This window comes from Corynebacterium sp. UMB6689 (assembly GCF_030215295.1).
Taxonomy (GTDB): Bacteria; Actinomycetota; Actinomycetes; order Mycobacteriales; family Mycobacteriaceae; genus Corynebacterium; species Corynebacterium aurimucosum.
The window spans coordinates 162,773-176,673 of the sequence record NZ_JASOLS010000002.1; the positions used below are offsets into that span (position 1 = coordinate 162,773).

Here is a 13,901-nt window from a genome sequence, read left to right on the forward strand (position 1 = left end):
GGAACCTAGTCGCTGATGACGCTTCCATCCTCAGCGATCTGGAGTGGCTCGGCCTCAGTAAATGCGGTCAGGGCCGCTTCATAGTCGGCATCGGAGGCAGAGCCGGTGAGGACGAGGCGGGCATCCCCCAAGTCGGTAATCCACAGCGGGCGCACGTCTTTGTCATCGCTACTGAGAATTTCCACGTCCTGGCCCGCTACCTCGCGCCGCTCGGAGTTGGCACGATAATTGGAGTCATAAGCCCCGGGGACATCGCCAAGCGCCAGCTGCGTCTGCACTGACTCAACATAGCCATCGTTAGTGGTCAGCCAGCTCACCACAGCACCAGATTCGCCACCCATCTGCTTGCGCCGCGCGGCTGTGGGCTGCCAGCCCTCCGGCATATCCGGCTCCCTAATGACAGCCCCGCTGCCGCGCGCTTCCATCTCCAAGAAGGTAGCGGCATCCACGTTCTGCACGGGCCCCGACTTTTCGGGGTTGATTGAGCACAGTCCCGTTGCCCCAACCGCGAGGAACATCATGATGAGGATGACGCCCACCGTCAGGGTGATATCGCGCGCGTCCTCAAAAATCTTTGGTTTATCTTCAGATGCCACTCGCCTAGTATGTCACGCCTGCTCCACCACATGCGACAGCGGCCTCCTACCTGCCCTTTTTGGCAGCAATCACCCCCTCATCCCACTTCTGGGGGAGGCATTCGGGCTTGAAACCGGAAGAAAAGTGGAAGAATGGAATATGTATTCCGGGTTGTCCCCCACCCCGGGCCGAGCCACCTGAAAAGAAAGGGACTAATCAAACATGTCTGACAACACGTCTTATATCCCCGACCGCAACCTAGCCATGGAGCTGGTGCGTGTCACCGAGGCGGCAGCACTCGCCTCGGGTCGCTGGGTTGGCCGTGGACAGAAGAATGAAGGTGACGGCGCCGCGGTGGATGCTATGCGCAAGCTCATCAACTCCGTCGAGATGAACGGTGTCGTCGTCATTGGCGAAGGCGAGAAGGATGAAGCCCCGATGCTGTTTAACGGCGAGAAGGTCGGCACCGGCCAGGGCGCCGAGATGGACATCGCCGTCGACCCAGTTGACGGCACCCGCCTGATGGCTGAAGGCCGCCCGAACGCTATTTCTGTCATCGCCGCTGCCGAGCGCGGCACGATGTACGACCCGTCCGCGGTCTTCTACATGAAGAAGATCGCTGTCGGCCCCGAGGCAGTCGGCGCCATCGACCTCAATGAGTCGGTGGAGTGGAACGTGAAATCCGTGGCCAAGGCCAAGGGCATCAAGCCAGCTGACCTGACCGTCGTCGTTCTCGACCGCCCGCGCCACGATGACCTTATCCGGGAGATCCGTGAAGCCGGTGCCAAGGTTCGCCTCATCATGGACGGTGACGTCGCCGGCGCCATCGCCACCTGCCAGGACAGCAACTCCATCGACCTCATGATGGGCATTGGCGGCACCCCGGAGGGCATCATCACCGCCTGCGCTATGAAGTGCATGGGCGGAGAAATTCAGGGCAAGCTATGGCCCAAGGATGAGGAGGAAGCCGAGAAGGCTCGCAAGGCTGGCCACGACCTCGACCGCGTCCTCACCACCAACGACTTGGTGTCCTCTGAGAACTGCTACTTCGCCGCTACCGGTGTGACCAATGGCGATATGCTCCGCGGTGTCTCTTACCGCCCGAACGGTGCCACCACCCGCTCTCTGGTTATGCGCTCCAAGTCCGGCACCATCCGCTACGTCGACTCCATCCATAAGCTGGCTAAGCTGCAGGAATACTCCGTGGTCGACTACACCAACCCCCACGATAAGGAAAGCTAGTTCACTTTCCTAGGAAGAGTGCTACGGTGGCCATGAATGCCGTGCCACGGCACACATAAAGAACCCAACAAAACTCATTTCACAGAAAAGGTGAATCCATGACTGAATACCGCATTGAACACGACACCATGGGCGAGGTAAAGGTTCCGGCAGATGCCCTGTGGCGTGCCCAGACCCAGCGCGCCGTGGAGAACTTCCCGATCTCCGGCCGCGGTCTAGAGGATGCGCAGATTCGCGCTCTCGGCCTCCTGAAGGCTGCCTGTGCTCAGGTGAACAAGGACTCCGGCAAGCTGGACGCGGAGAAGGCTGACGCCATCATCGCCGCCGCCACCGAGATTGCAGAGGGCAAGCACAACGATGCTTTCCCGATTGACGTCTTCCAGACCGGCTCCGGCACCTCCTCCAACATGAACACCAACGAGGTCATCGCCTCCATCGCCCACAAGAACGGCGTGGAGATTCACCCGAATGACCACGTGAACATGGGTCAGTCCTCCAACGACACCTTCCCCACTGCAACCCACGTTGCGGCAACGGAGGCTGCAGTAAATGACCTCATCCCGGGTCTCAAGGTCCTGCACGATTCCCTGCTGGCCAAGGCCAAGGAATTCGCTGATGTAGTTAAGTCCGGCCGTACCCACCTGATGGACGCCACCCCGATCACCCTGGGCCAGGAATTCGGCGGCTACGCTCGCCAGATCGAGCTCGGCATCGAGCGCGTTGAGGCTACCCTGCCGCGCTTGGGCGAACTGGCTATCGGCGGCACCGCTACCGGTACCGGCCTGAACACCGACGCTGAGTTTGGCGGCAAGGTCACCGAGGAGCTCAAGAAGCTCACCGGCATTGACCAGCTCTCCGAGGCCAAGAACCACTTCGAGGCCCAGGCTGCCCGCGACGCCCTCGTCGAGTTCTCCGGCGCCATGCGCACCGTTGCTATCTCCCTCAACAAGATTGCCAACGACATTCGTATGATGGGCTCCGGCCCACTCACCGGCCTTGCGGAGATCCACCTCCCGGATCTGCAGCCGGGCTCCTCCATCATGCCGGGTAAGGTCAACCCGGTTCTGAGCGAGGCCGCCACCATGGTGGTCAGCCAGGTCATCGGCAACGACGCCGCTGTTGCTTTCGGCGGCTCCAACGGCCACTTCGAGCTCAACGTCTACATCCCGATGATGGCCCGCAACGTTCTCGAGTCCTCCCGCCTGCTGGCTAATGTTTCCCGCGTCTTCGCTGAGAAGTGCGTTGACGGCATCGAGGCCAACGAGGAGCGCATGAAGAAGTTTGCGGAGTCCTCCACCTCCATCGTCACCCCGCTGAACTCCAAGATCGGCTACGAGAACGCCGCCAAGGCAGCTAAGCACGCATTGAACGAGAAGATCACCGTCCGCGAAGCCGTCATCGACCTCGGCTTCGTCGACGGCGAGAACCTCACCGAAGAGGAACTCGATGAGCGCCTCAACGTTCTCACCATGACCAACCGCGACCGCGATAACTTCTAAATTCGCTTTCGCCCACGCCGCCGCCCTTCGCACCACCTCCTTGAGGTGGCACGCAGGGCGGTTTCGCTGTTTTCTCATCCGCCCTGCGGGGCCAACAACAAGGTCGGGGCAGCAACTGCCCGATCTGCCAAAACCACCGCTCATGACTCAAGATCTGGCAATAACTTCGTCAACTAGGGCAGTTTTGGGCTTGAGAGTTCCTTTCCAAGCCATCACTTCGCGCCCTTCGCGCTCACGGCGAGCCTTAATCAGCCACAGCGCATGCTGCTGGTGAGCGCGAAGGGTAGGGTTGCTACCATCTGCTCCCCCCCTTCCTGTGCGCTACGCCATAAAGAGCTCCCCGCCCTCACGAGAATCACCATCATTGCACTTGGTGCAAACTTGCACCGGGTGTAGGATTACACTCCGTGCAAGAAGAACTGTCATTACGCGAGCAAAAACGCCTGAAAACTCGCCTACGCATAGAGGATGCTGCCACCCTCTTGGTAGACGAGCATGGCTTTGCCTCCGTCACGGTGGAGGAGATTTGTGAGAAGGCCGGAATTTCCCGGCGCACCTTCTTTAACTATTTCGATTCCAAGGACTCAGCCGTCTTGGGCAACCCCAGCCAAGAGTTCTCCCAGGAGCAAAAGAGTTACCTGCTCGAAACTCCTACGGAGAACCTCTTTAAGCTGGCCGTAGGTCTCATCAAGGAACACCTCAATGGGCAGCACGCCAATAAGGAAATTGCTGAACGACGCCGCCGTATCTCCCGCGATGCGGACGCAGCGGCGGCGTCCTTAAGCAGAAAGCGTGCCAAGTCTAACGAAGTACTTGAGCTTCTCACCCAGCGGCTAGAGAAGGAGCCAGCGTTAAAGACCATGCCGGATGTCTCCCCGCACACGGAGGCACTACTCATTGCTGTCACCATCCGTGAGGCTTTTTGGTTGGCCACCACCTCGCCAGACTTCAGCTGTGATATCCCCTTTGAGCAGCGCTTTGACTCCGCACTCGCACTCATCAACAACTATTCGAAAGGACTGTCATGGTAGCTACCGCGAAACCGCCAGTGGCCAACACTGACAATGGCAAGCCGGAAAAACAACCTTGCCCTCGTCTTCTCTGCCCTCGTGCTCACCATGTTGATGAGCTCCCTGGGGCAGATGATCTTCGCGTCCGCTCTTCCCACCATCGTCGGCGAGCTCGGCGGTGTCGACCACATGAGCTGGGTTATTTCCGCCTTCCTGGTCACCATGACCATTGCTATGCCTATCTCCGGCAAGCTCGGTGACATGATGGGCCGCAAGTGGCTCTACATCGGCGGTATTGCCACCTTCGTCATCGGGTCCGCCGTGGGTGGCTTCGCCAATTCGATGAATCTGCTCATTATTGGCCGTGCCATTCAGGGCTTCGGCGCTGGTTTCATGATGATCTCCTCCCAGTCCATCATCGCGGAGGTCACCACGGCACGTGAGCGCGGTAAGTTCATGGGCATCATGGGCGGCGTTTTCGGCCTGTCCTCCGTCCTCGGCCCAGTCCTTGGCGGCTGGTTCACTGATGGACCTGGCTGGCGCTGGGGTCTGTGGATGAATATTCCCCTTGGTCTGCTCGCCATGACCGTGTGCGTGCTCGTTCTGCACCTGCGCGTCGGCGATACTGATCTGCGTAAGTTTGATGCCTTGGGAGCCACCTTCATCGCTATCACTACCGCCTCGCTCATCCTCATGACCACCTGGGGCGGCACTCAGTATGAGTGGTCGGATCCCGTCATTCTTACCTTGGCCGTCATCGTTGTGATTGGTGCTGTTATCACGGTCTTCGTCGAGAAGCGAGCCGAGGAGCCCCTGATCCCAGTTCTGCTGTTTAAGAACCGCAACATGGTGCTCACGACGGCCGCCGGCATGGTGCTGGGCCTGGCTATGTTCGGTGTGCTGGGCTACATGCCGACCTACCTGCAGATGGTGCACACCCTCACACCTACCAAGGCGGGACTCATGATGATCCCGATGATGCTCGGCATGATCGGCACTTCTACCACAGTGGGATTCATCATCGCCCGAACCGGCCACTACAAGCGTTACCCCATCATCGGTCTCGCCATTACGGCTGGCGCGTTGTTCTGGATGTCGAAGCTGACTGTGGAGACCTCCCTGACTCAGCTTGGCGCGGAGTTCCTCGTCTTCGGCATCGGACTTGGCTTTGTTATGCAAGTGCTCGTTCTCATCGTTCAGAACTCCTTCCCCGTGGCGCTGGTGGGCACCGCTACTGCGGCTAACAACTTCTTCCGCCAAATCGGCTCCGCCATGGGCGCTTCCCTCGTGGGCTCGCTATTCATCCACAACATGAAGGACGAGTTAGCTGCCAATATGCCTGCTGCCATTGCTTCCATGGGCAAGGCCGGTGCACCGTTTGCGGAAAAGTTCAACGCCGAGGGCGGCGGTTCCTCCAACCTGACCCCATCGATGGTTGCACAGCTACCGGAGCCGATCCGCGATGTCGTCCTCAACGCTTATAACGATGGTCTAACCCCAGTCATCCTGCTCATGGTTCCGATGGCCATCATCGCTCTCCTGCTTATCCTGCCCGTGCGGGAGGAGCACCTCAAGGAGACCATCGATTAGAGCACTCCCCTAAGGATGCAACAACAAGAAATCCTCGCTACGAAGAATCACGTAGCGAGGGTTTTCTTGTATCAACGTGCCTAGCGCAGGATTCCTAACTGGCGCGCTACCTGCGCAGCCACACCGATGAGTGCCAGCAGGCCGGCAATGATGCCCACGATGGTCCCAACATCCGTGCCACCGGTGCTCGAGCTTCCGAGAAGAGACTTCTTGGTCACCTTCACGGTCTTGGTGACTTGGTTGTTTGACAGCTGGGGCTGACCATTACGCAACACATGAGTGTTGAAGGTGATGGTCGCAGTGCCCTCGGACTTGGCCGTGTAGGTTCCGTCCTCGTTGACTTCCAAGACCTCCGGATCGCTGCTGCTTGGCGACGCCACCGGAACCCCCAGCTTTGCTCCCCGGAAGCCGTCGATGCTCAATCCCAGGCTTCCTTGGCTTCCGACGGAAGTGCCACCCGTAGTCATGAGCTCGGCTTTGCCGACTGTGCTTTCCGGCACGGCAATAGGGAATGCGTGGCGGCCGGAAATACGCGCGGGTTGACCGGGCATATCGCGGTTGGAGAAGAAACCAGCAGTCACCTCCCCTACCTGCGCCTGAGCGAATGTTACGTGGGTGGGATCGATAATCGAGTAGAGGTGCCCAGTGCGATCATTGAACTGGCCATGTGAGCGAATGAGCATATCCCACTCGCTTGCCCCCTGGTACTTATCGGTCGACCACGATGCGATCGCGTCCGACATCCCTTTAGTGGTCAGGTTTTCACCGGCCCAGAGGTTGTTAATGACTCCGAAGGGAGGAACCCCTGGCAGTCTCTCATGGTTGAAGTCAAGGTTCTCCTCGGCAGCGCGCTGCAAAACCGCGTGCTCGAGACCGCGATCCCAGGAGATGGAATTCACATAGGCATCGCGGGTGCGGAAACCTGCGGCGCTAGCAGCCTGGCGCAGCGTTCCGCCGTTGAAGGGAAGGTTATCGTCCCAAGCCTTGCCGCGTAGCTGCCGAACCTGGCGGGTAACCAGGTCAATATCGGACTGCATCACGGGCTCAGCAAAGACATAAGCCAAAGCACCATTGGGGTGGTTAACGTCGAGCTCCGCCACAGGGACGGAGCCGGCAGATGGAAACTCAGCAGCCGTGGCAACGGGCGCTGCGAAAGCACCGGTCGACACGGCTACGGCGGTAGAAAGGGCAAGCACAGAGGTGCGGAAAGACATGATTCGCCTTCGATAGAGAGTGGTTGAGAACAGGTTCTATTCTATCCCCACTCCTGCCCTGATATTAGAAAAGTGAGATAATTACTTTCTCTTCTGGTTGGCTTCTGCCTTCTTTTCCTCCGGCTTCGGAAGGAGCAGCTCATAAACATCGGTATCGCGCCACTGGCCGGCAAGCTCACCATAAGTCATCTTTGCCATGTGGGAGTAGGTACCCACCTTGACGAAGCCACGGGATTTGTGGAGACCAGCGGAGCCTTCGTTCTCCGGGAAAATCCACGAATGGATGGCCCACTTGTGCAAGTCGCGGCAGACCTCAATGAGCTGATCCAGCAAGGCGCCACCGATACCCCTGCCCTGGGCTTCCTTACTCAGGTAGATGGAATCCTCCACCACGCCGTGGAACACGGTACGGGTGGACGCCTGCGCAGCGCAGACCCAACCGAGAACCTTCGAGTCATCGTCTTCCTCAACAGCGACGAAGACGGACGACATGATCTTGACGTTCTTAAATTCCTCGAAGGTCAACGAGCGGGTCTCATAAGTAGCGTGACCGGTGTTCAGGCCCTGCTCATAGATTTCCCGCATCTGCGGGTAGTCCGCAGCGTTGAAGGGCCGGATGCGGAAATCCTTCTTCTTGTTTTTTGCGTTGTCGCTCATGAAACAATTATTACTGAGCACACTGCGTTAATGCCAAGCTGAGAGCAGGCAGATCGCCATTCGCGAACGCGTTAATTCTCACCCTCCAACAAATCGGTGACGAGCTCCGCAATGGCAGAGCGCTCAGAGCGCTGCAGGGTCACATGCGCAAAAAGCCCATGCCCCTTGAGTTTCTCAATGACCGCCTGCACACCATCGTGGCGGCCAACACGCAAGTTATCGCGCTGGGCAACGTCATGTGTGAGCACCACACGGGAGCCGCGGCCCAGTCGCGAAAGGACTGTGAGCAGCACATTGCGCTCTAGTGACTGGGCCTCGTCGACGATGACGAAGGAATCATGCAGGCTGCGGCCACGGATGTGGGTCAGTGGGAGAACTTCCAAGAGGCCGCGGTCTTGGACTTCCTCCATGACGTTTTCGGATACCAACCCTTCCAAAGTGTCATAGACTGCTTGGGCCCAGGGGTTCATCTTTTCGCTCTCCGAGCCCGGCAGGTACCCCAAGGACTGTCCGCCCACCGCATACATCGGGCGGAATACCACGATGCGGCGGTGCTCACCGCGCTCCAGAACTGCCTCCAAGCCAGCACATAATGCCAGCGCGGACTTACCCGTGCCCGCTCGGCCGCCGATGGACATGATGCCCACGGAAGGATCTACTAAGAGGTCCAGTGCAACGCGCTGCTCGGCGGAACGGCCTTGCAGACCGAATACATTGCTATCCCCACGCACCAAGCGAACAGTGCCCTCAGCCGTCATGCGTCCCAGTGCTGATTGCCCGCCTGCCTGCAGAGTCACGCCACAGTGCACCGGCAGGTCTTCGACGCGGGTGCCGGCGGTGGTCACGGAGCCGTCGATAAGCACCTCGCCTTCCCCGTAGAGCTCATCGATGACCTCGGCGCTGGTGGGCACGATGGCCATGCCGGTGTAGCCGGTGAGCACGACATCCTGCGCATGGTACTCATCGGCCTGCAGGCCCACAGCGCCGGCCTTGACGCGCAGCGGGACATCCTTGGTTACCAGAACGGTGTCCTTGCCTTCGTGCTGCAAGTTCAGCGCACACGCGAGAATTCGGTGATCCCCTTCCGGCCCGCGGAAGGCCGCCGGCAGCAAGGATTGATCCTGGTGGTTAAGCTCCACGCGCAGCGTTCCGCCCGCGGCATTGACGGGCAGCGGCTGATCCAGAGCTTCGTAAGTGGCGCGGAGGTCCTCCAAAAAGCGAAGAGCTTGGCGGGCGAACCAGCCAAGCTCCGGGTGATGACGTTTTCCTTCCAACTCAGAGATAACGACGATGGGCAGAACCACATCGTGCTCTGCGAATTTACGCAACGCCCAGGGGTCGGAGAGAAGGACGGAGGTATCGATGACATAGGTCTTGGTTGCCACAGCAGCCTCGTGCGGCTGCTCGGTCAGGACGGAAGGATTGGTCATAGCGGCAGGGTTCTCCCTTTTTATGCCCGTCCCAACTCATCGACCGGGGAGGGCATGGTGAAGCTGGTGATTGTCGAACTGCCCGGAAACTGCACTTAACCTCCGGACACCGTCCACGCTAGAGCGCGAAGGTTGAAATTACATGGGTGCAAGATGAACAGTTTTTAAACGGCATTCACCGCAGTCACACCATTCCCACAAGTTGGGAGTAGTTTATTCTTTCGCGAAGCCGTGACCATGGAAAACAGCGACAGGCTCCGCACCGATCTATCAGTGCGGAGCCTGTCTTAGAAGCTCAACGGGCGGTTAATCCCGCTACATGCGAGCTAAGCCTTTAGTTGATCGTGGCCTCGTACTCGCCGGACTCACCCTGCAGCCAAGAGATAGTGCCGTTGGTGAACTCCTGTACCCAACCGTTGCCCTCGGCCTGCTCCGGGGCAGTCGGCAGGCCTACCTTGCTCTCAAGGCCGCCTTCCTCGGTCCAGGTCTCGGCGATCTTGCCAATGATCGGCTGGGTGCCTTCGCCCTCAGCGAATGCCAGCAGCTTGTCCTTGGCAAAAGTTGCAACGCTGCCCTTGTCGGTGGTCTCGATGGACTCCGGGTCGCCCCACTCAGCAGCCTTCTCCTTGATAGCCTGAGCGAAGTCGGCCGGGACCTCTACATCACCGTTGGCGGTGGATACGCTCTCCTTGTCGCCCTCAGCGCCGCCCTCCGAGTCGGCAGAATCTGCTTCAGAAGAGTCAGCATCCTCTGCACCCTCAGCATCAGAAGGATCGGCGGACTCGGAGTCCTTCATGGAATCCTTGGCGTCCTGAGCAGCAGAGCCGGCAGCACCGGTAGCGTCGGACGCGGCGGACTGTGCGGCGTCGCCAGCATCCTTAGCGGCATCCTCAGCATCCGAGCAAGCAACGACACCCAGGGACAGGGTGGCGGCGGCGATACCAGCAGCGAAACGACGAGTCATCTTCTTCATTCTTAAACCTTTCTCTTCTAGTTGAGCACTGTTCTAAGTACTTTTGTTGAGAACGAAGCCCACCGTAGGCGTAGCCAACACGTCTTGCCACCATCGAACCTGTGATTTGACAACAAAGAGACTTATTTATCGGCGTTTCCGCTGTTGAGAACCCCTATATCTTTTCGATAACGGTTTGGAAATCGAGCCCTTGTGAGACTTTCCTTGGGCCTTTCTGCGTTCTTGCTGAGCCTTTGCTTTGTCGCGGGCGCTGCGCTTCTCAGCCGTGTTGCGGGAGGAATTCCGCGTCCTTCCCTTTGCCACCCCGACGAAATCCTGAATCTCGTCACCATCATCAGCCCGGCGCCACACCAAAGCGATTTCTGTGCGCACAACGGAAGAGTCCTCTAGCCCAAGTGCGACTACCTGCTTCTTGCTCAGCACCTTCAGCAGTGGTCGAGGCGCGATAGCCACGCCCACGTTGGCTGCCACGACCTGGAGGGCGGTGCGCAGGGCTGGAACGTCGACGCTGCCGTCCCGCGCAATCCGGTAGTTCACGATCTCTTCGGCAACATCCGCTGGCGCAATGTCCTCCCCCACCTCCGCATAGACCGAGTCTTTCGGCACCGCAATACCAGGCGCCTCCTCATAAAGACGAACCACATGGAAGCTGTCATCAACCCGCGAATCTGGCAGGCGGGTGAGTGCGAGGTCTGCCTCATGCGCGAGAAGAACCGCCAGCGCATCATCGGCGTCGATGGTCACCAGGGACTCGGGGGAATGCGAGTCACGGTAGCGGCGAAACCACTTACCGGGTTCTGTACCAGTGGAAAAGACAAGGCGGAGCATGCACCTCATACTACGGTGCTGCTAGCGTGGTGAGCGTGACTGATACCCCGAATAAGGAAACCCACAACAACGAAACCCATCAGCCTTCCGGTACCGCCATGCGCGCACAAACCGCAGCCAAGAAGCTGGGCATCTACCTGCCGGCCACCCCGGAGGAGTTTCGAGCCAACGCAGTAACCCACGCGCAACTGCGCGACTTGCAGGAGAATCCGCCGGAATGGCTGGCTAACCTGCGTCGAGAAGGCCCCCACCCGCGCCCAGTGGTGGCACAAAAGCTGGGAATCTCCGTGACCGCGCTGAAGAAGAACGAGATGGACCGTCCTCTCACCACCGCGGAAATTAAAGAACTCCTCAGCGCGATGCCCGAGTGGCTCGAAGCCGCTCGGAAAGCTCACGCTGAGGAGCGCTCGAATGAGCTCTCCCAAGAAGAGTCAGGAGAGCGCGGGAAAGCTTAGACCAGCTTCCAATCCTCAAGACCGTCGTAGAGCGGGAAGTCTGCGGCGACCTTCTCCACGCGAGCGCGCAGCTTGGCGACGTCCGCGTTCTTACCGTTTGCTAGTGCAGTACCGATGACATCGGCCACCTCGGTGAAGGCCGCCGCGTCGAGGCCGCGGGTAGCCAAGGCCGGGGTACCGATGCGCAGACCAGAGGTAACCATCGGCGGGCGCGGATCATTCGGAACCGCATTGCGGTTCACGGTGATGCCGACCTCGTGGAGAAGGTCCTCCGCCTGCTGGCCATCGAGCTCGGAGTTACGCAGGTCCGCCAGCACGAGGTGCACGTCGGTACCACCGGTGAGGACGTCGACACCTGCCTTGGTGCAATCCTCAGCGGTCAGGCGCTCAGCCAAAATGCGAGCACCTTCCAGGGTGCGCTCCTGACGCTCCTTAAATTCCTCGGTAGCCGCAATCTTGAGGGCGATAGCCTTTGCCGCGATGACGTGCATGAGCGGTCCGCCCTGCTGGCCCGGGAAGACGTTGGAGTTGATCTTCTTGGCAAAGTCCTGCTTGGCCAAGATGAGGCCAGAGCGCGGGCCACCAAGCGTCTTGTGCACGGTGGAGGACACAACATCGGAGTGCGGCACCGGGGAGGGGTGCAGACCGGCGGCCACGAGGCCCGCGAAGTGCGCCATATCCGTCCACAGGTACGCGCCGACCTCATCGGCGATGGAGCGGAAAGCCTCGAAGTCGATGGTGCGTGGGTAGGCGGACCAACCAGCAATGATCACCTGCGGCTTTTCTGCCAGAGCTTGTTCGCGCACCTTATCCATGTCGAGGCGCATGGTCTCCGGGTCAACCTCGTACGCGGCAACGTCGTAAAGCTTGCCGGAGAAATTCAGCTTCATACCGTGGGTCAGGTGACCGCCATGCGCCAAGGATAGGCCCATGATCTTGTCACCTGGCTGGATCAGCGAAGCCAGCACAGCAGCGTTGGCCTGGGCACCGGAGTGCGGCTGGACGTTGGCAAAATCAGCGCCAAACAGCGCCTTGGCGCGATCGCGAGCCAGATCCTCCACGACGTCGACGTGCTCGCAGCCGCCGTAGTAGCGGCGTCCCGGGTAGCCCTCTGCGTACTTGTTGGTGAGAACAGAACCCTGTGCCTGTAGAACCGCGCGGGGGACGAAGTTCTCCGAGGCAATCATCTCGAGGGTATCGCGCTGACGAGCAATCTCACCGGAGATAGCATCGAAGACCTCGGGGTCAAGATCGCGCATCTCCTGGTAGCGCACGTCTGAATTGTTCGTAGTCGTCATGAAAGCGTGGTGTCCCTTCCTAAAGATGGTCAAGATCGCCGGCAGTGCCCGCTCGCAGCACAACACCACCGGCTTGAGAAATCGCCGAAGCTAGTTCTACATCCTAACGCCCGCATCCCCCGCGCGGGGGCCTCTAGGAATCTTTTCATTCGGGGCAATTGCACTAGGCGCCCGATGCAGTGCGACAATAGTCGGCATGGCGCGAATGACCGATGCGAGCCCGTACCTCGATTTTGACCGTGATACGTGGCGTGCCCTACGTAAATCCATGCCACAGGTGCTCACGGCAAACGAGGTGGAAAAACTCCGCGGCATTGGTGACCGCATCGACCTCACCGAGGTAGCAGAGGTGTACCTCCCCCTTTCGCGTCTCATTCACATGCAGGTGGAGGCCCGCCAAAAGCTCACCGCAGCCACGGAGGCCTTCTTGGGTAACCCACCGACGCACGTGCCCTTCGTCATCGGCGTCGCTGGTTCCGTTGCCGTGGGCAAGTCCACGACAGCACGCCTGCTCCAAGTGCTCCTTGAACGCTGGGATTCCCACCCGAAGGTCGACTTGGTGACCACGGACGGCTTCCTCTACCCCACCGCCTACCTTAAAGAACACGGGCTAATGCAGCGCAAGGGCTACCCGGAGTCCTATGACCGCCGCGCACTGATGCGTTTTGTTACCGACGTTAAATCGGGCAAACCCCTAGTCACGGCCCCGCTCTACTCGCACGTGTCCTATGACATCGTCCCCGGGGAATTTCAGGAGGTTCGCCAGCCGGACATCCTCATCTTGGAGGGCCTCAACGTCCTACAAACCGGTCCGACCCTCATGGTCTCCGACCTGTTCGACTTCTCTGTTTATGTGGACGCCCGAGTCGACGACATTGAAAAGTGGTACATTGACCGCTTCCTCAAGCTCCGGCACACCGCTTTCCGCGAGCCGGGTGCGCACTTCGCCTCCTTCGCGGACATGACGGATGAGGAAGCCTACGTGCAGGCCCGAGAAATCTGGCAGTCCATCAACCTGCCCAACCTTATTGAAAATATTTTGCCCACCCGAGTGCGTGCTTCCTTGGTTCTACGCAAGGGCTCACACCATTTGGTGGAGCAAGTGCGGATGCGCAAGCTCTAGGCGGGC

The 13,901-nt window shown here is 59.4% G+C and carries 13 protein-coding genes; 6 read left to right on the forward strand and 7 right to left on the reverse strand.

Features of this window, described 5'->3' with window-relative positions; all coding sequences use genetic code 11:
- Positions 1-5 precede the first annotated feature (5 nt).
- Complete coding sequence (locus tag QP363_RS01705; protein ID WP_070447031.1) at positions 6-596, reverse strand: DUF4245 domain-containing protein; 591 nt, start codon at positions 594-596, stop codon at positions 6-8.
- A gap of 202 nt (positions 597-798) precedes the next feature.
- Between QP363_RS01705 and glpX the strand changes: the two genes are divergently transcribed.
- The 4 genes from glpX (at position 799) to QP363_RS01725 (ending at position 5,917) form a co-directional block, all read left to right on the forward strand.
- Positions 799-1,818, forward strand: a complete 1,020-nt coding sequence (glpX, locus tag QP363_RS01710) for a class II fructose-bisphosphatase (protein ID WP_070646322.1) — start codon at positions 799-801, stop codon at positions 1,816-1,818.
- Between the two features lie 98 nt (positions 1,819-1,916).
- Positions 1,917-3,317 carry a class II fumarate hydratase gene (locus tag QP363_RS01715; RefSeq protein ID WP_070646319.1) on the forward strand — a complete coding sequence of 467 codons (1,401 nt, stop codon included), beginning with the start codon at positions 1,917-1,919 and terminating at the stop codon, positions 3,315-3,317.
- A 407-nt stretch (positions 3,318-3,724) separates the two neighbouring features.
- Positions 3,725-4,348 (forward strand): TetR/AcrR family transcriptional regulator, encoded by a 624-nt coding sequence (locus QP363_RS01720; protein ID WP_070447037.1) that lies wholly within the window; start codon positions 3,725-3,727, stop codon positions 4,346-4,348.
- A gap of 33 nt (positions 4,349-4,381) precedes the next feature.
- On the forward strand, positions 4,382-5,917 hold the full coding sequence (locus QP363_RS01725) for an MDR family MFS transporter (RefSeq protein WP_284762078.1): 1,536 nt from the start codon (positions 4,382-4,384) through the stop codon (positions 5,915-5,917).
- 80 nt (positions 5,918-5,997) lie between these two features.
- Here QP363_RS01725 and QP363_RS01730 read toward each other — a convergent pair whose 3' ends face one another.
- From QP363_RS01730 to QP363_RS01750, 5 genes are all read right to left on the reverse strand, one after another.
- Positions 5,998-7,131, reverse strand: coding sequence for a hypothetical protein (locus QP363_RS01730; RefSeq protein ID WP_070730937.1), 1,134 nt, complete (start codon positions 7,129-7,131; stop codon positions 5,998-6,000).
- 81 nt (positions 7,132-7,212) lie between these two features.
- Positions 7,213-7,788, reverse strand: a complete 576-nt coding sequence (locus tag QP363_RS01735; RefSeq protein ID WP_070710724.1) for a GNAT family N-acetyltransferase — start codon at positions 7,786-7,788, stop codon at positions 7,213-7,215.
- A gap of 71 nt (positions 7,789-7,859) precedes the next feature.
- Entirely contained in the window at positions 7,860-9,218 is a 1,359-nt protein-coding gene (locus QP363_RS01740) for a PhoH family protein (RefSeq protein WP_070730939.1), read from the reverse strand.
- A 334-nt stretch (positions 9,219-9,552) separates the two neighbouring features.
- On the reverse strand, positions 9,553-10,191 hold the full coding sequence (locus QP363_RS01745; RefSeq protein ID WP_070447045.1) for an LGFP repeat-containing protein: 639 nt from the start codon (positions 10,189-10,191) through the stop codon (positions 9,553-9,555).
- A gap of 126 nt (positions 10,192-10,317) precedes the next feature.
- Entirely contained in the window at positions 10,318-11,019 is a 702-nt protein-coding gene (locus tag QP363_RS01750; protein WP_284762087.1) for a LysR family transcriptional regulator substrate-binding protein, read from the reverse strand.
- 98 nt (positions 11,020-11,117) lie between these two features.
- Here QP363_RS01750 and QP363_RS01755 point away from each other — a divergent pair, with 98 nt between their 5' ends.
- Entirely contained in the window at positions 11,118-11,474 is a 357-nt protein-coding gene (locus tag QP363_RS01755; protein WP_284762153.1) for a DUF5997 family protein, read from the forward strand.
- Here QP363_RS01755 and glyA read toward each other — a convergent pair.
- Positions 11,471-12,772, reverse strand: coding sequence for a serine hydroxymethyltransferase (gene glyA, locus QP363_RS01760; RefSeq protein WP_010187360.1), 1,302 nt, complete (start codon positions 12,770-12,772; stop codon positions 11,471-11,473). The two genes, QP363_RS01755 and glyA, sit on opposite strands and share 4 nt — an antisense overlap.
- A gap of 196 nt (positions 12,773-12,968) precedes the next feature.
- Between glyA and coaA the strand changes: the two genes are divergently transcribed.
- On the forward strand, positions 12,969-13,895 hold the full coding sequence (coaA, locus tag QP363_RS01765) for a type I pantothenate kinase (protein WP_070447050.1): 927 nt from the start codon (positions 12,969-12,971) through the stop codon (positions 13,893-13,895).
- The last annotated feature ends 6 nt before the right edge of the window (positions 13,896-13,901 follow it).

Bases quoted from the DNA above. Each gene is read 5' to 3' on its own strand.
- glpX (WP_070646322.1), top strand. From the start codon at position 799: ATGTCTGACAACACGTCTTATATCCCCGACCGCAACCTAGCCATGGAG.
- QP363_RS01715 (WP_070646319.1), top strand. From the start codon at position 1,917: ATGACTGAATACCGCATTGAACACGACACCATGGGCGAGGTAAAGGTT.
- QP363_RS01725 (WP_284762078.1), top strand. From the start codon at position 4,382: ATGGCAAGCCGGAAAAACAACCTTGCCCTCGTCTTCTCTGCCCTCGTG.
- QP363_RS01730 (WP_070730937.1), bottom strand. From the start codon at position 7,131: ATGTCTTTCCGCACCTCTGTGCTTGCCCTTTCTACCGCCGTAGCCGTG.
- QP363_RS01735 (WP_070710724.1), bottom strand. From the start codon at position 7,788: ATGAGCGACAACGCAAAAAACAAGAAGAAGGATTTCCGCATCCGGCCC.
- QP363_RS01740 (WP_070730939.1), bottom strand. From the start codon at position 9,218: ATGACCAATCCTTCCGTCCTGACCGAGCAGCCGCACGAGGCTGCTGTG.
- QP363_RS01745 (WP_070447045.1), bottom strand. From the start codon at position 10,191: ATGAAGAAGATGACTCGTCGTTTCGCTGCTGGTATCGCCGCCGCCACC.
- QP363_RS01750 (WP_284762087.1), bottom strand. From the start codon at position 11,019: ATGCTCCGCCTTGTCTTTTCCACTGGTACAGAACCCGGTAAGTGGTTT.
- QP363_RS01755 (WP_284762153.1), top strand. From the start codon at position 11,118: ATGCGCGCACAAACCGCAGCCAAGAAGCTGGGCATCTACCTGCCGGCC.
- glyA (WP_010187360.1), bottom strand. From the start codon at position 12,772: ATGACGACTACGAACAATTCAGACGTGCGCTACCAGGAGATGCGCGAT.
- coaA (WP_070447050.1), top strand. From the start codon at position 12,969: ATGGCGCGAATGACCGATGCGAGCCCGTACCTCGATTTTGACCGTGAT.